This is a genomic window from Actinoplanes sp. M2I2, assembly GCF_023544445.1.
Taxonomy (GTDB): domain Bacteria; phylum Actinomycetota; class Actinomycetes; order Mycobacteriales; family Micromonosporaceae; genus Actinoplanes.
The window spans coordinates 91,439-106,906 of sequence record NZ_JALPVJ010000003.1; the positions used below are offsets into that span (position 1 = coordinate 91,439).

Genomic DNA, 15,468 nt, shown 5'->3' on the forward strand with positions numbered 1-15,468 from the left:
GCCGCCATCGGATGTACCGACGAACAAAGGTCGTGCCGGATGCCGGCGCCGAGCGGCTCACCCGTACGGGCTCCGCCGCCGAACCCGTCAGCGGCCTCGTGAACGGCCACGCGCAACCCAGCCCGGCTGAGAAGCACAGCCGCGGCGAGCCCGTTGGGTCCGGAACCGACGACCACGACGTCGGCGTCGCTCACAGTTTCTCGAACCGGGACAGGTACATGTATTTCGGGTCTTCACTCGAGTCGTATCCGGAACTGCGGGCGATGAGGAACTGGAAGCCGCGAGGCCTGTCACCGTCGGCGGACACCTCGACCTTGCGCCGGACCAGCCCGGACAGCAACGCGTACGCAGGCGCGTCGGTGCCGTCGTCGCCGAACACGTTGAGCTGCTGAGTCAAGTGGTCGCACAGGTCGTGCACGGCCTTGTCGAGCCGGCGTTCGGGAAACCACACAGCGTGTCGCAGGGCGCGGGGTTGCGGCTCCGTGATGGCCTGCCATGGCGCTTCCGTGCCGTCGGAACACAGCGTGCGGTAGAGCACGATGAAGTCGTACCGGGCCGGTTCCGGAGCGAAGAACCGCCAGTCCGGCAGGGCAACACCGGTGGGTTCGGCCCGGCGTAGCCGGTCGAAGATCCGTTGCGGGTGCTGGCTGACGATGCTGGCGACGAACCAGGTACCGAGGCCCGCGCACAGCCCGGCCCAGACAAGATCGGCGGTGCCGGACCGACGGCCGCTCATCGGCGCGGCTCCGTCAGGCCGCTGACGAAGGCTGCGATGTGCTCGGCGACGACCTCGGCGCGCACCCGGTCGGTGATGATGGTCTCGTGGTCGGATCCCCCGATGACATGGAATCGCGCGCCATCGCCGGTCCCACCAAGTTCCCGGTGCAATTCCTGTTGCACCTCATCGGCCTCGACAGTGGCCGAGGCGGACAAAACAAGTAGCTCCGCTGATGTTTTGGGCAATCGACCGGTGGAATCGTCCTTCACAGCGTTCCATTCTCGGTACACCGCAGACCACATGGCCATATCGCGGTACTGCTCAGTCGCCGACGCCCGCAGTTCGGCGGGCAGTCGATCGAACGATTGCGGAATTTGCAGGAGCGATCCGAGACCCAGTCGCATCGACGGCAGCACGTATCTCAGGACATTTTCGAAATCCCTGGCCGAGTCGGCCTGGCGAGCTGAACGGGCTGCGCCACCGGGATGATTGGGATCGACCAGCACTACGCCCTGGATGCGATCGCCCAGCGCCTCGGCCGCCCGCAAAGCCAGGTAGCCGCCCAGCGAGTGCCCCACTACGACAACTGGTCGGTCGCCTGCCAACTCGGCAGCCAAGTCGGCGAAATCCCGTGCGATCTTGTCCACGGTGAATGGTTCGCGGTCGCGTAGGACACTCGCGCCGTACCCGGCGCGCTGGTAGACGACAGTGGTGAGCTTTTCGGACAGCGGACGGCGAACCCACTCCCAGTGGAACTCGGTGGCCGACAGCGTCGACTCGAAGAAGACCACCGGACCGGTCGCGTGTTCGTTCCTGACGGTGTACGCCAACTCGTTTCCGGCGCCCGTGGCCATCAGGCGCACGTCCGGCCGAGGCTTGGCGACGGCGCGGCGGCGGCGCGCCGTGACCGCCATCCCGCCGGCGAACGCCGCGGCCGCGACAACGGCCGCCGCCACCGGCACAGCATCGCTGCGGTCCTGCTTACGACGCGGATCGGTCACGTACAACACCGCCGGCTGCATGGCGCAGAACGCGCCGACGAAACGGCCCAGCCCCATCAGCCCGGCGTTGGCGGCGTGGAAAGCCGCGGCGGAACCGACGAGTAACGGGGCCAGCCGACCTCGCCCGGCGAACACGATCGGAAACAGGCACTCCAGCGCCAGGACCGCATGGCCCACAACGGTCGAGGACCGCGGGAAGCGTTCGGTCGCCCGCCAGGCGCCTTGGTGCCCGTACGTGACCGTACGCATGACGCCGGGCAGGGCGCGGCCGGAACGCCAGGTCGGACTCACCATCTTGACCCAGCCCGAGGCCGTGTAGTTGAGCGTGGACTGCAGTCCCAGAAACCACAGGGCCGCGTCGGTCACGCGCGGCTGTCGGCTGGACCGGGCCAGCGCGGCGGTCGCCTGCACCAGGAAAGACGCCTGGTCGGAGCCGTCCGTGCCGTACACGTGGCCGGGGAAGGCACCCACCGAGGAGGCCGCGATCGTCGCGTTGGCGACCGCGCGGGATCTGTGGAACCTTCCCGTGGGCGCGAGCAGGAAGGCGGCAGAGGCAGCGCGGGCCACATGAAGGACCGTCGCCGCTCCCGGCTGCGCGGTCGCGTTGAGCACCCGGCGCGCGACGGGTCCGCGGTCGTCGAGCCGGCGACGAGCGACAGCCCAGTCGTTCGGCCCGCCCCGGCCGCGGTCGGCTCGCCGGGCCAGCAACTCCAGGCTTGCGACGAGATGGGTCAGTGCACCGAGCCGTTCGACGGCGGCCAGAGTGCGATCACGGTCGAGCGACCGCGAGGACAGGACAACACGGGCGAGTCTCGCTGGCAGACCCATTCCTCACCTTCCGTGGGTGGTACGGGACGGCGCGCGGCGCCGCCCCGTACGCGCTGTGGATCCGATCAGACGGAGCCGATGCCCAGGATCGAGCCGATGGCAGTCACAGCGGCAGCAGCCAGGATGACCGGGAGCAGACCGAGCGGCTCGCCGTCCTGCATCTTCCGGGCCGGCGATTCCTCGGACAGACCCTGGAACTGGGCCTGTGACACCATGTTGGCGTGCTGGGCGATGTTGGGCATGTGACCTCCCGCGGATTGGCGGGGTCGCCACAGGACGGCACTCTGCCAGTGCTTCCGCACCACAAAAGTGCCTTTCTTGCCCTGCAGCATCCCCCGATGATTGGCCAAGCATATTGGCCGACGTCACTCTATCAACGAATCTCGAAACCTTGAGCCGCAGTGCGGTGCGGAAGTTAACATTGATCCTGTGTCCACAGTGGTATATAGGCCGCGCATAGCAGCTATAAATTAGCTTGCGCCATCCTCAGCATTCGCCGCAGGCTTCGCGGCGCATCAAGCTTCCGTTGCCGCGGAACGTTTGCCATAATGCCGTGGCGAATGCAGCACCATTCCTACGGCCGAATGCGGAGCCCCAATCTTGAGAATGCTGCGATGACCTCGGCGGTTGACGTCCAGCAAGTCACGGTCACGTACGGCTCGACCGTTGTCCTGGACGGCATCGACCTCCAGGTCTCCGAGGGCGCCGCCGTTGCGCTCGTCGGAGAGAACGGGGCTGGGAAGTCGACGCTGCTGCGCTGCATCACCGGGCTGCAGCAGCCGTCCGACGGTGACATCTCCGTCTTCGACGCGGCACCGGGACGCGGTTCGCACTTCTGGCAGCAGGTCGCCACCACGGTCGAGTCGCCCAGCTGGTATCAGGGTCTGACGGTGCGCGAGCACCTCGACCTGGTCCGGGTGGTCAACGGTGACGATCCCGGCGACGGCCACATCGACGAGCTCTGCCGCGCCCTGGGCCTGACCGGGCTTTCCGACAGCCTTCCCATCACGCTCTCCTCCGGGCAGCGCCAGCGTTTCCTTCTCGCGGCGACTCTCGTGCGGCCGAGCCGGTTGCTCGTGCTCGACGAGCCCGAGCAGCGCCTCGACTCGCGGATCAAGCACGCGATCGCCGCGCATCTGCGGTCATACGTCGAAGCCGGCGGCACGCTGATCATGGCCAGCCACGACGATGCCTTCCGGGTCGGCGTCGGCGCGGACGAGGTCCTGCTCACTCGTCCGGAGAGCTGAGGTGAGCCCCATCGAGGCCCCGGTCCGGCCGGGCTCCGCCGCCGCCGTCGACGCCCGCCGCTGGATTCGCCGGCGTCAGGTCGCCGCCGGTGGCCGCGTCGATATCGGCATGGTCTATGTGGTCTCCCTCGCTGTTCTCATGGCCGGCGCGCTCCTCGGGCAACCGCTGGTGCGGGTCGTCTGGCCACCGGACGCTCCCAGTGGTGGCCCGGCACTCACCCCGTTCGTCGGCGCCTTGGCGGTCCTCGCCGCCTTCTTCGTCGTCCTGCGCCAACTCGGGCCGCTGTCGGTCAGCCGGAGTGATGCCACCTGGCTGCTGCCGTCCCCACTGCCTCGGCGCATCCTGCTCACACCGGCGCTCACCCTGATCACGATCGTCGCGCTGGTCGTAGGCGCCGTCGTCGGCATCGCCGTGACGGGACACGTCGCCGCCCGCCCGGCTGGACTGCTGGTGGTGGGTGCGGGTGGCATCACCGGAGCGGCGGCCGCGGTTTTCGTGGCACTGCTGGCGCTGGCCGGTCAGCGACAGCCGTCCGTCGCCCGGTTCGCCGACGGCATCGGCATCGCGATCGGTGCGGGTTGCCTCATCCTGGCCGCCGCGCTGCGCACCACCGGCGACCGTCGACTGCCCTTCGCGCTCGTACCGCCCGCGGCCATGCTCGCCATCGGCAGCGCCGCGCTGGCCGCCGCACTCGTGTCGGTCGTGCTGACGTGGCGGTCGTTGGAGCAATGGCCGCCCGCGCCGATCGCCGAGGCGTCGATCAACGCCGGCGCGTACGCCGATGTGGTGTACGCGGTCGAGCCGTCCTACCTCACCGAGATGAGCGCCCGCCGATTCTGGCGCAGCCGCACCCGCGTACGGACGACGCGGCTGTTGCCCGCACGCCGGGTCCCGCCGCTCATCGCCCAAGATTTGATCATTCTGCGCCGGAAGGCCGCCCGACTCTGGTGGCCGGTGGGTGCGGCCGCGCTTCCCGTCTATTTCGCCGACGGCCCCGCCTGGCTTCTGCTCGGCGTGGTCCTGATCGGCGCGCTGGCTGCCGCCGGTCTCACCGCGGAGTCCACCCACGGCGACGCCTCGAACCCGGCGTTGCTCCGCCTGCTCGGAGCTACGGGCCGCCAGGTGACCACTCAACGTCTCGTGGTCCCCGCCGTCGTCGCCGCGGTGTGGCTGGCCGTCACCCTGGCCGTGTTGCAGGGCACCGGTTCGCTCACCGGACCGTGGTGGCTGCTCGGTCTGCTGGCCGGACCGGCTGTCGCGGTGGGCGCTTTTCAGCGGGCCAAGGCGAGCGCCGCCTCGATCGGCACCATCCTGATCGACACGCCGCTGGGGGCGTTCCCGGCCGGCATGCTGTTGTGGCTGCTCAACGGCATCGACGTTCTCGCCGTCCTGACCCTGCCCGTCTCGGCCGGTCTGGTGATGCTGAGGGCACCCGAGTCGCTCGGCTGGCACTGGCTGCTGGCACAGGCGATCAGTTCGGCTCTCGGGTATGTCCTGCTGGTGCGGAGGTCAAGCACCGCCGCCGGTTCACTGTGATCGCCGGTGCGGTCGGGCCTCGGATCGCCGCCGGACCACGGAATCCTTGACCTCACGGGACGTCGGTCACAAATGACTGGCACCCTGATCGCGAAGTGGTCGTTGATCTTCGCATGAAGATCAAGTTGTACGTGGCGGTGGCGGCGCTCGTGTTGCTTCCGGCGCCTGCCGCTGCCGTCGCCTCGTTCGCTCCGCCCGCCGAGGCGGTGGACCGGACGTCGTCCCCAGCCCCACTGCCGGGTGAAGGGCCGCAGAACGGTTCCGGCCCCGGCAACGCCTCCTACAACAGCGCCGGGTCGCGGCTCCACGGCTCGGCGACGGGCTGATCTCCGTCGTCCACCGCGTTCGTCTGCGGCACGCGGCGGGCGGCGATCGCCTCTTCTCCAGCCACGACCGCAGTGTGGCCGGCCTGGACGCGCGGACCGGCCGCAAGCTCTGTTCAGGCCACACGCCGGTTGTGGCGAATCGCGTCGGTGGTCTGCGTACCCGACCGGCCTGACCGCCGAGGCCGCTACCGGCCGGGTGCCGCGGGCGAAGCCGAGCCGTCAAGACCACCCGCCCGTCATCGCGGGCGGGTGGCTCTGTCACCGAAGGCAACCGGCTACGGACGTCTCACTGACCGTACGTACGGCGGCGGGACACCTCGGCCAGGGTCACGGCGGCGGCGACGCTGGCGTTCAGCGACTCCACGTCCGAGGCCATCGGGATGCTCACCCGCAGGTCGCACGTCTCGCCGACCAGGCGGGACAGGCCGCGGCCCTCGGAGCCGACCACGACCAGCAGCGGGCCGATCGCGGCCTCGAGTTGGTAGAGGTCGGTCTCGCCGTCGGCGTCGAGGCCGATCGCGGTGAATCCGGCCTGCTGGGCCGTCTTGATCGCGCGGGTCAGGTTGACCACCTGGGAGACCGGCACGCGGGCGGCCGCGCCGGCGCTGGTGCGCCAGGCGGTCGCGGTGATGCCGGCGGCCCGGCGTTCGGTCATGAAGACGCCGTGGCCGCCGAACGCCGCGACGGAACGGATGACCGCGCCGACGTTGCGCGGGTCGGTCACGCCGTCGAGGGCGACCAGCAGCGGGGCCGTCTGCTCGAGGGAGGCGGCGACCAGGTCGTCGAAGTTCTCGTAGGCGAAGGGCGGCACCTGCAGGCCGATGCCCTGGTGCAGGACGCCGCCGGTCATCCGGTCGAGCTCGTTGCGGCCGATCTCGAGGATCGGGATGCCGCGGTCGCCCGCGGTGCGGACGATCTCGTTGATCCGCTCGTCGACGTCGATGCCCTGGGCCACGTACAGCGCCGTCGCCGGCACCGCGGCCCGCAGCGCCTCGACCACCGGGTTGCGGCCGAGCAGCAGCTCGGGGCCTTCCCTGGTCGGGTTGCTGCGACGGCCCGGGGCGATCCGCGGGCCGCCACGGGCGCCGCCGCCGGCCTTGCCGCGTTGCGGCACCTGCCGGCCGTAGGCCCGGCCACCGCTGCGACCCCAGGTCGTGTCCTTGCTGCCGGGCACGCCGACCTTGGGCGCACGACCCTCGGCGGCCGCCGCGCGACGTTCCTTGTCCTGCTTGCGGGCGGTCTTCTCGGGCAGCTGCTCGGTGCCGGAGTAGCCCTTGTGCCACGGGCGCTCGTCGGCCGGCAACGTGCGGCCCTTGCCCTTGAGGCCGGACCTGTTCTTGCCGCCGGACCCCATCGCGGCGCCCTTCTTCGAGACGACCCGCTTGCTGGCGTTCCGCGAATTTCCTGGCATCAGTGCTCTCCTACCGTCCAGCGCGGCCCGGCCGGAGTGTCCTCCACCTGAATTCCCGCGTTCTTGAGCTGGTCGCGGACCGAGTCGGCCGCCGTCCAGTCCTTCCGTGCCCGGGCCTGCGCCCGCTGCTCCAGCGCGAGCTGGACCAGCGAGTCGACCACCGGCTTGAGCTCGCCCTGCGCCGCGCCGCCGGCCCAGATGCCGTCGAGCGGGTCGAGACCCAGCACCCCGAGCATCGCCCGGACGGCGGTGAGCGCCCCGCGGATGCCGGCCTCGTCGCCGTCGGCCAGCGAGGTGTTGCCCTCGCGGATGCAGTCGTGCACCACGGCCAGGGCGGCCGAGGTGTTGAGGTCGTCGTTCATCGCCGCGGCGAACGCCGGCGGCACGTCCTTGGGGCGGCCGGGGCCGACGACCTCGACGGCCCGCTGCACGAAGCCCTCGATCCGCCGGTAGGCCACCGCGGCCTCGCGCAGCGACTCGTCGGAGTAGTCGATGCGGGACCGGTAGTGCGGGGTGCCGAGGTAGTAGCGCAGCTCGGCCGGCCGGATGCCCAGCGCGCGCACCGCGTCGAGGTCGATCACGTTGCCCAGCGACTTGCTCATCTTGGCCTCGCCGAGGTTGAGCAGCGCGTGGTGCACCCAGTGGCGGGCGAACGGCAGCCCGGCCGAGCGGGACTGGGCGATCTCGTTCTCGTGGTGGGGGAACGTGAGGTCGAGCCCGCCGCCGTGGATGTCGAACTCGTCGCCGAGGTAGCGACGGGCCATCGCGGAGCACTCGATGTGCCAGCCGGGACGACCCCGGCCCCACGGTGAGGGCCACGTGGCGTCGAACGGCTCGTCGGCCTTGGCGCCCTTCCAGAGCGCGAAGTCGCGGTAGTCGCGCTTGTCGGGCTCGCCGCCGTTGCTCGGCGGGCGCATGTCCTCGGGGTTCTGACCGGAGAGGGCGCCGTATTCCGGGTACGACATCACGTCGAAGTAGACGTCGCCGGAGCCCCCGGCCGCCGGGTAGGCGCGCTCGCGCCGGATGAGTTCGGCGATCAGCTCGTGCATCTCGGGGATGTGCCCGGTCGCGAGCGGCTCGTAGGTCGGCGGCAGCACGTTGAGCTCGCGATAGTTCGCGTCCAGGACCAGCTTGTTCTCGAAGGCGATGGCCCAGAAGGGGCGGCCCTGGGACTCGGCCTTGTCGATGATCTTGTCATCCACGTCGGTGACGTTGCGGATGAACATGACCTCGTAGTTGGTGTGCAGCAGCCATCGGCGCAGCACGTCGTAGTTCACCGCGGAACGCAGGTGACCGATGTGCGGCACGGACTGCACGGTGAGCCCACACAGGTAGATACCGACCTGGCCGGGCGTCATCGGGACGAAGTCCCGGACCGATCGGGTCGCGGTGTCATACAAGCGCAAACTCACCTGCCAAGCGTACCGGCCCCCGGAAGCCGGTTACCGCCCCGCCCGAGCGACCGGGACGGGGCGGCGGAACGGCAAGATCGATCAGGGGCGGGTCATCCGCAGGACGTCGAGGGCCTCGTCGAGCTGCTGCTCGGTGAGCGTGCCCTTCTCCAGGTGGCCGCGCTCGACGACGACCTCGCGGATCGTGCGGTCCGAGGCGAGGGCGGCCTTGGCGATCGCAGCCGCCTCGTCGTAGCCCAGATACCGGTTGAGCGGCGTGACGATCGAGGGCGATCCTTCCGCGTACGCCCGGGCGACCTCGACGTTGGGCTCGAGCCCGGCGACGCACCGGTCGGCCAGCAACCGCGCCGCGTTGGCCAGCAGGCGGATCGACTCGAGCAGGTTGCGGGCCATCACCGGCAGCATCACGTTGAGCTCGAAGTCACCCTGCGAGCCGGCGAAGGACACCGTCGTGTCGTTGCCGATCACCTGGGCGCAGACCTGGCGGACCGCCTCGGGCACCACCGGGTTCACCTTGCCGGGCATGATCGACGAACCTGGCTGCAGGTCGGGCAGGCGCAGCTCGCGCAGCCCGGCCCGCGGGCCCGAACCCATCCAGCGGATGTCGTTCACGATCTTGTAGAGCCCGACGGCGATCACCTTGAGCTGGCCCGACGCCTCGACCAGCGCGTCCCGGGCCCCCTGGGCCTCGAAGTGGTCACGAGCCTCGGTGACCGGCAGGCCGGTGCTTTGGCGCAGCCGCTCGATCACGGCCGGGGCGAACCCGGGTGGGGTGTTCACGCCGGTGCCGACCGCGGTGCCGCCGAGCGGCAGTTCGGCCAGGCGCGGCAGCGTCGCGGTGAGCCGCTCGATGCCGTTGGCGACCTGGCGCGCGTACCCGGAGAACTCCTGGCCGAGCGTGACCGGGGTGGCGTCCATCAGGTGCGTACGCCCGCTCTTGACCACCTCGGACCACTCGCCCGACTTGGCCAGCAGCGCCGCGCCCAGGTGTTCCAGAGCCGGGATGAGGTCGCTGGTGACCGCCTCGGTGGCGGCCAGGTGGATCGACGACGGGAAGACGTCATTGCTCGACTGCGACGCGTTGACGTGGTCGTTCGGGTGCACCGGCCGGCCCAGCTCGCGCGCGGCCAGGGTGGCGATCACCTCGTTGGCGTTCATGTTGGACGACGTGCCCGACCCGGTCTGGAACACGTCGATCGGGAACTGGTCGTCGTATCCGCCGTCGGCCACGTGCGCGGCCGCCTTGGCGATGGCCTGGGCCAGGTCGTCGTCGAGCACGCCGAGGGCCGCGTTCACCTGCGCGGCGGCGCCCTTGATCTGGGCCAGCGCCTTGATGTGCGTGGGTTCGAGACCGCGCCCCGAGATGGGGAAGTTCTCGACGGCGCGCTGGGTCTGCGCCCGCCAGAGGGCGTCGGCCGGCACCCGGACCTCGCCCATCGTGTCCTTTTCGATCCGGTATCCGCTCTCGTCAGTAGTCACGACACCATCGTCTCTCCGACCGCGCCGGACTGCAGATGATCCGCCCCACCGATCACGGCGAGAAGCTTGTCGACGTCGTGCCGCTCGGGCGCGCCGAGGTCGGCCAGAGCCGCCCGGGCCCGGGTCAGCAGCTTGCGGGCGGTGTCCGGATCCTCGGTGATCGAGCATTCGCCGAGACCGGCCCACGCCAAGGCGGTCTGCCACGGAAGACGGGCCTGCTCGGCGAACGCCAGCGCCCGTTCGAACATGGCCCGGGCGGCCGGAGCGTTGCCGGCCAGCAGCAGCGTGCTCCCGAAGCCGTGGCAGAGCCGGGAGATCTGCTCCCGGTTGTGCAGCCGATCGGCGATCGCAACGGCCTGCTGATGCTCGGCGATCGCGTCGCCGAGCCGTCCATCGGCGGCCAGGAACAGGGCGAGCTGATGGAGCGCGTTGGCCTCCCAGTGCGGAAAATTGGTCCGGCGGGTCCAGGCCAGCGCCACCCGCGCCTGTCGCTGCGCCACCGCCGGGCTGATGGCGCCCAGCTGGTGCTTGATCAGGGCTATGTTGATCAGCGAGTCACCGACCCGGACGGGATCGCCCAGTCCGAGCTGGCCGATGAGACGCAACCGGTGATACCGCAGCGCCTGCCGATAGTCGCCGAGCCGCTGGAAGTTGTGGGCCAGGGTGTTGAGCTCATCGCGACCATGCCGCGCCACGGACAGGCGCCGCACCTCGAAAGCCAGTTCGTTGCTCTTGGCCCATCGACCGGTCTCGTGCTGGACGACCGCGAGATTGATCAGGGCCCGGGCGACGTCCTCGCGGGAGCCGACCTTGCGGCGGAGCGCGACGCAACGCTCCATCAGGCGGATCGCCTCGTCCATCCGTCCGCGGCGGAAATGCACCGACGCCAGGTAGTTGAGCATGGTCGCGACGGCCGGCTGGTCGCCGTCGCGCTCCACGACCGCCAGAGCGCGTTCGTGCAGGGCCTGCACCTCGTCCAGATAGCCCAGGTTGAACAGGTGACGCCAGGCCGCCCGGGGCAGCCGCCAGGCATACCCGGCCAGTTCCGGCACAGTCGCGGCAGCATCGACATAGGCGGCCAGCGCGGGCCGCTCCCGCCCCAGCCGGGCGAACGGGTCGATCACCGCGGCGACCAGCTCGGGCCGCAGCGGCGGCTGTCCGCCGATGTCGCGCACGACGGCCCCGCGATAGGCCGGCAGGTTGGCCGCCACGGCGGCGTGGACCTGGAAGTCGAACAGCCCGCGCAGCGCCGCGTGCCGCTCCTCCGGCGTGCTCTCGGCGGCCAGCACGGCGGCGTATTCCCGCAACAGGTCGTGCAACCGGTAGACACCCGGTTCCGGCTCTTCGAGCAGGTGCGTGTCGACGAGGTCGTCGACCGCGTCCAGCGCCTCGTCCGGCGACAGCCCGCTGAGCGCCGCCACGGCAAGAGCGTCGAACTCCGTACCGGGCATCAGCCCGAGCAGCCGGAACACCCGGCTCACCGCGGGCGGCAACTGCCGGTACGAGACCGCGAACGCGCTGGCCACCGAGCGGTCCTCGGCCGCGAGTTCCGGCAGGACCGACTCCCCGAGCCGCCGGACCAGATCGGCGACCCGCCATCGTGGCCGGTGGGCCAGCCGGGCGCCCGCGAGCCGGATGGCCAGCGGCAGGCAGCCGCACCGGCGCACCACCTCGGCGCCGGCCTCCGGCTCGGCCCAGACCCGCGGCCCCACGATCCGGGCGAGAAGCGTGAGCCCCTCGTCCGGGTTCAGCACCGCCAGCGACTCCGGGTGCACGCCGTCCAGCCCGAGCAGCCGGCGCCGCCCGGTGACCAGGGCGAGGCTGCCGGGTCCGGTCGGCAGCAGGTCGGCGAGCTGAGCACTCGACGCGGCGTTGTCGAACAGCACCAGCGCCCGCCGCCCGGCCAGTTCGGTGCGCCACAGGCCGACCCGGTCGACCAGCCCCGGCGGGATGCGCTCGGCGTCGACACCGAGCTGACCCAGCAGCACGAGCAGCGCGGCCGCCGGATCGAGCGGCTGCTCGGCGTCGTGGCCGTGCAGGTCGACGAAGAGATGCGCGTCGGGGTGGCGGTCACCGAGCAGCGCGGCCACGTGCAGGGCCAGGGTGGTCTTGCCGCTGCCGGCCATCCCGTCGATCACCGCGACCACCGGCCCGGCCGCGCCCGCCTCGTCGATCGCGGCGACCAACCGGCGTACGACGTCGACGCGGCCGGTGAAGTCGCCCACCGTCCGCGGGAGGCAGCGGATGCGCGGCAACGGGGCGGGCTGCTCGGCCGGCGCGGCGGCGGCGCCGGTGAGCAGGGCCGCGTGCAGCTCCTGCAACTCGCGCCCCGGGTCGAGGCCCAGCTCGTCCCGCAGAGCCGACCGGATGCGCCGATATTCGGCCAGCGCGTCGCCCTGCCGCCCGGAACGGGACAGCGCCCGCATGAGCTGGCCGCTCAGCTTCTCCTGCAGCGGGAAGCGGTCGACCGCGGCCGACAGCTCGCCGGCCAGGTCGCGCTCGTGCCCGGCGGCCAGTTCGAGTTCGGCCCAGCTCTGCAGGACGGCGACGTGCTGCTGGTCGAGGACGGCCGCGGCCAGGCGTACGCCGTGGGCGTCGATCCCGGCGGCCGCGTCGCCGCGCCACAGATCGAGCGCCCGCCGGTACAGCGCGGGATCCGGCCGGGCCCGCGCCTCGGCCACCAGCCGGGTGAACTCGGCCGCGTCGAGCTCGCCGGGACCGGGCGTGAGGCAGTAGCCGGCCGGGTCGCTGCGGATGGCGTCGGCGGGCAGGGACCGGCGCAGACGGGAGACACAGGTCTGCAGCTGACCGCGGGCGGTGGCCGGCGGCTCGGCGCCCCAGACCGCGTCGACGAGGGTGCCGACGCCGAGGACCCGCCCCGGGTGGAGCAGCAGCATGGCCAGCACGACGCGATCACGACCGGCCGTGATGGCGACGTCATGGCCGTCGACAGTGACGGACAGTGGCCCGAGGATGCGATAGCGCATGCCGCCCCTACCGTTGAGTCGCATCGAGCCTACTCGACGTGGTGAGAGCGGATCGACAGCGGAACGACAGCGGAGTCGGCCAAGCTGAGGTCCGCGCCGCCGCATCGTGGATGCTCAAACATCGCCCCAGCACGATGCGGCGGTTCGTGTCCGACGGGGGCGTGCAGCCCGTTCGCGTGGCCGCGCGGACGGGCTGCCCGTGTCTCGGTGATCACCGTCGGTTGGACGATGTGGCGGGCGGAACGTAACGTCGGCTGGCGTGCCCCCGTCCCCGACCGAACAGGATCACCCCATGCGACGCGCCCTCCTGGCCGTGCTGGCCGGCAGCCTCCTGCTGACCGGCGCCGCCTGCGACAGCGACGCGAAGAGCCCCGAGGCCGCCCCCGAGGCGACCCCGGCGAGCACCGCTCCGAGCAGCCCGGCCCCGCCCGACTACACGGCGAACACCAAGCTGGTCTGCGGCAAGCTCGAGACCCTCTACTCGGGTGAACTGCGCGACTTCGGCGCCGCGATGGGCAAGCTCATCACGTACCGCGAGGCGAAGCAGACCGCCGAGGCCAAGAAGGCCGAGACCGCGGCCGTGGCCGAGCTCAAGGGCGTCGCCGTCAAGATCCGCAAGGAGACCTCGGCGGCGCAGAACCCCGAGTTCAAGGCGGCCGGCCTCACCTCGGCCGCGAAGGTCGACGCGAGCGCGGTCAACAAGGCGTACATCAAGAAGGCGACGACCCTCAAGGTGCTGAACTCGACGATCGAGGGTCAGTTCAAGGAGTGGCTGAGCCCGGTCGCGGGATACTGCGCCGCCTGACCGGCCCGGCCGGGCGAGGCGGTCACCGCCGGCCGATCGAGAGGACGGGCTTCGTCACCTCGGCGAAGAAGTCGTTGCCCTTGTCGTCGACGACGATGAAGGCGGGGAAGTCCTCCACCTCGATCTTCCAGACCGCCTCCATGCCGAGCTCGGGGTATTCGAGCACCTCGACGTGGCGGATGCAGTCCTGGGCCAGCCGGGCCGCGGGGCCGCCGATCGAGCCCAGATAGAAGCCGCCGTACGTGTTGCAGGCCTGGGTGACCTGGCCCGAGCGGTTGCCCTTGGCCAGCATGACCAGGGAGCCGCCGGCGGCCTGGAAACGCTCGACGTACGAGTCCATGCGACCGGCCGTGGTCGGGCCGAACGAGCCGGAGGCATAGCCCTCGGGGGTCTTGGCCGGGCCGGCGTAGTAGACGGCGTGGTCGCGCAGGTACTGCGGCATGGGCTCGCCCGCGTCCAGCCGCTCGGCGATCTTGGCGTGGGCGATGTCGCGGGCCACCACCAGCGGGCCGGTCAGCGAGAGCCGGGTCTTCACCGGGTACTTCGAGAGCTCCTCGCGGATCTCGGCCATCGGGCGGTTGAGGTCGACCTTGACCACCGGCTCGGCGCCCAGATCGACCTCGGGCAGGAAGCGGGCCGGGTCGGTCTCGAGACGCTCCAGCCAGACGCCGGACGGGGTGATCTTGGCCAGCGCCTGGCGGTCGGCCGAGCACGAGACGGCGATCGCGACCGGGCAGGACGCGCCGTGCCGGGGCAGCCGGACGACCCGGACGTCGTGGCAGAAGTACCGGCCGCCGAACTGGGCGCCGATGCCGAAGTCGCGGGTCAGTTCGAGCACGGCCGCCTCGAGCTCGACGTCGCGGAAGCCGTGGGCCGACATCGTGCCGTGCCGGGGCAGGTTGTCCAGGTACTTGGCGCTGGCCAGCTTGGCCGTCTTGAGCGCGTACTCCGCGCTGGTGCCGCCGATGACCACGGCCAGGTGGTACGGCGGGCAGGCCGACGTGCCGATCAACCGGAGCTTCTCGTCCAGGAACTCCATCATCCGCGCCGGGTTCAGCAGCGCCTTGGTCTCCTGGTAGAGGTACGACTTGTTGGCCGAGCCGCCGCCCTTGGCCATGAACAGGAACTTGTACGCGTCGGGGGCGCCGCCCGGGTCCTCGGCGTAGAGCTCGATCTGGGCCGGCAGGTTCGACCCGGTGTTGCGCTCGTCCCACATGGTGAGCGGCGCGAGCTGCGAATAGCGCAGGTTGAGCCGGGTGTAGGCCTGGTAGACGCCCTCCGCGATGGCTTCCTCGTCGGTGCCGTCGGTGAGCACGTGCCGCCCGCGCTTGCCCATCACGATCGCGGTGCCGGTGTCCTGGCACATCGGGAGCACCCCGCCGGCCGCGATGTTGGCGTTGCGCAGCAGGTCGATGGCCACGAACCGGTCGTTCGGCGACGCCTTGGGGTCGTCGATGATCGCGCGCAGCTGAGCCAGGTGGGCCGGGCGCAGGTAGTGCGCGATGTCGTGCATCGCCTCGGCCGTGAGCTGGGTCATCACGGCCGGCTCGACGGTGAGGAACCGGCGGCCGCCCGGACCGTGCACGACGTCGACGCCTTCGTCGGTGACCAGTCGGTACTCGGTCAGGTCGTCGCCGATGGGCAACAGCGGCGAGTACGAGAATGCGGCGCCTCTGCTCATGAGCGGCAAGCCTAGACAAAGCCCCGGCGCCTCGGC

General features: G+C 70.9%; 11 protein-coding genes and 1 pseudogene. 3 read left to right on the forward strand and 9 right to left on the reverse strand.

The genetic code is table 11. From position 1 onward, the window contains the following. Positions 1 to 17: 17 nt before the first annotated feature. From HJC40_RS46570 to HJC40_RS07785, 4 genes and pseudogenes are all read right to left on the reverse strand, one after another. A pseudogene (locus HJC40_RS46570) lies at positions 18 to 194 on the reverse strand (FAD-dependent oxidoreductase); the annotation flags it as partial. Next, entirely contained in the window at positions 191 to 736 is a 546-nt protein-coding gene (locus tag HJC40_RS07775; protein ID WP_249999603.1) for a hypothetical protein, read from the reverse strand. The gene HJC40_RS07775 and the pseudogene HJC40_RS46570, both read right to left, overlap by 4 nt. After that, positions 733 to 2,547 (reverse strand): alpha/beta fold hydrolase, encoded by a 1,815-nt coding sequence (locus HJC40_RS07780; protein WP_249999605.1) that lies wholly within the window; start codon positions 2,545 to 2,547, stop codon positions 733 to 735. The genes HJC40_RS07775 and HJC40_RS07780 overlap by 4 nt, the downstream gene beginning before the upstream one ends. Positions 2,548 to 2,612: 65 nt before the next feature. Further along, a complete protein-coding gene (locus tag HJC40_RS07785; protein WP_249999607.1) occupies positions 2,613 to 2,789 on the reverse strand; it encodes a hypothetical protein in 177 nt (58 codons plus the stop codon). 372 nt (positions 2,790 to 3,161) lie between these two features. Between HJC40_RS07785 and HJC40_RS07790 the strand changes: the two genes are divergently transcribed. Further along, positions 3,162 to 3,794: an ABC transporter ATP-binding protein gene (locus tag HJC40_RS07790; RefSeq protein WP_249999609.1), complete on the forward strand. Its 633-nt coding sequence runs from the start codon at positions 3,162 to 3,164 to the stop codon at positions 3,792 to 3,794. 1 nt (position 3,795) lies between these two features. Continuing rightward, complete coding sequence (locus HJC40_RS07795; RefSeq protein ID WP_249999611.1) at positions 3,796 to 5,331, forward strand: DUF6297 family protein; 1,536 nt, start codon at positions 3,796 to 3,798, stop codon at positions 5,329 to 5,331. A 612-nt stretch (positions 5,332 to 5,943) separates the two neighbouring features. Here HJC40_RS07795 and rlmB read toward each other — a convergent pair. The 4 genes from rlmB to HJC40_RS07815 all read right to left on the reverse strand — a co-directional run bounded on the left by rlmB (position 5,944) and on the right by HJC40_RS07815 (position 12,970). Further along, positions 5,944 to 7,068: a 23S rRNA (guanosine(2251)-2'-O)-methyltransferase RlmB gene (gene rlmB, locus HJC40_RS07800; RefSeq protein ID WP_249999613.1), complete on the reverse strand. Its 1,125-nt coding sequence runs from the start codon at positions 7,066 to 7,068 to the stop codon at positions 5,944 to 5,946. Beyond that, positions 7,068 to 8,480 carry a cysteine--tRNA ligase gene (gene cysS / locus HJC40_RS07805; protein WP_249999615.1) on the reverse strand — a complete coding sequence of 471 codons (1,413 nt, stop codon included), beginning with the start codon at positions 8,478 to 8,480 and terminating at the stop codon, positions 7,068 to 7,070. Before cysS ends, rlmB begins: the two co-directional genes overlap by 1 nt. Before the next feature lie 81 nt (positions 8,481 to 8,561). Continuing rightward, positions 8,562 to 9,917, reverse strand: coding sequence for an aspartate ammonia-lyase (locus HJC40_RS07810; RefSeq protein WP_249999674.1), 1,356 nt, complete (start codon positions 9,915 to 9,917; stop codon positions 8,562 to 8,564). A 38-nt stretch (positions 9,918 to 9,955) separates the two neighbouring features. After that, the gene (locus HJC40_RS07815) at positions 9,956 to 12,970 is read right to left on the reverse strand and encodes an AfsR/SARP family transcriptional regulator (protein ID WP_249999617.1); all 3,015 of its coding nucleotides are present in this window, start codon (positions 12,968 to 12,970) and stop codon (positions 9,956 to 9,958) included. A 268-nt stretch (positions 12,971 to 13,238) separates the two neighbouring features. Between HJC40_RS07815 and HJC40_RS07820 the strand changes: the two genes are divergently transcribed. Next, positions 13,239 to 13,751 (forward strand): hypothetical protein, encoded by a 513-nt coding sequence (locus HJC40_RS07820; protein WP_249999619.1) that lies wholly within the window; start codon positions 13,239 to 13,241, stop codon positions 13,749 to 13,751. Positions 13,752 to 13,773: 22 nt separating this feature from the next. On the opposite strand, the gene HJC40_RS07825 is transcribed toward HJC40_RS07820, so the two are convergent. Beyond that, the gene (locus HJC40_RS07825; protein ID WP_249999621.1) at positions 13,774 to 15,432 is read right to left on the reverse strand and encodes a fumarate hydratase; all 1,659 of its coding nucleotides are present in this window, start codon (positions 15,430 to 15,432) and stop codon (positions 13,774 to 13,776) included. Positions 15,433 to 15,468: the final 36 nt, after the last annotated feature.

Excerpts from the sequence above, each read along its gene's own strand:
- HJC40_RS07815 (WP_249999617.1), bottom strand. The coding sequence starts at position 12,970 with ATGCGACTCAACGGTAGGGGCGGCATGCGCTATCGCATCCTCGGGCCA.
- rlmB (WP_249999613.1), bottom strand. The coding sequence starts at position 7,068 with ATGCCAGGAAATTCGCGGAACGCCAGCAAGCGGGTCGTCTCGAAGAAG.
- HJC40_RS07785 (WP_249999607.1), bottom strand. The coding sequence starts at position 2,789 with ATGCCCAACATCGCCCAGCACGCCAACATGGTGTCACAGGCCCAGTTC.
- HJC40_RS07790 (WP_249999609.1), top strand. The coding sequence starts at position 3,162 with ATGACCTCGGCGGTTGACGTCCAGCAAGTCACGGTCACGTACGGCTCG.
- HJC40_RS07780 (WP_249999605.1), bottom strand. The coding sequence starts at position 2,547 with ATGGGTCTGCCAGCGAGACTCGCCCGTGTTGTCCTGTCCTCGCGGTCG.
- HJC40_RS07825 (WP_249999621.1), bottom strand. The coding sequence starts at position 15,432 with ATGAGCAGAGGCGCCGCATTCTCGTACTCGCCGCTGTTGCCCATCGGC.
- HJC40_RS07810 (WP_249999674.1), bottom strand. The coding sequence starts at position 9,917 with ATGGGCGAGGTCCGGGTGCCGGCCGACGCCCTCTGGCGGGCGCAGACC.
- HJC40_RS07775 (WP_249999603.1), bottom strand. The coding sequence starts at position 736 with ATGAGCGGCCGTCGGTCCGGCACCGCCGATCTTGTCTGGGCCGGGCTG.
- HJC40_RS07820 (WP_249999619.1), top strand. The coding sequence starts at position 13,239 with ATGCGACGCGCCCTCCTGGCCGTGCTGGCCGGCAGCCTCCTGCTGACC.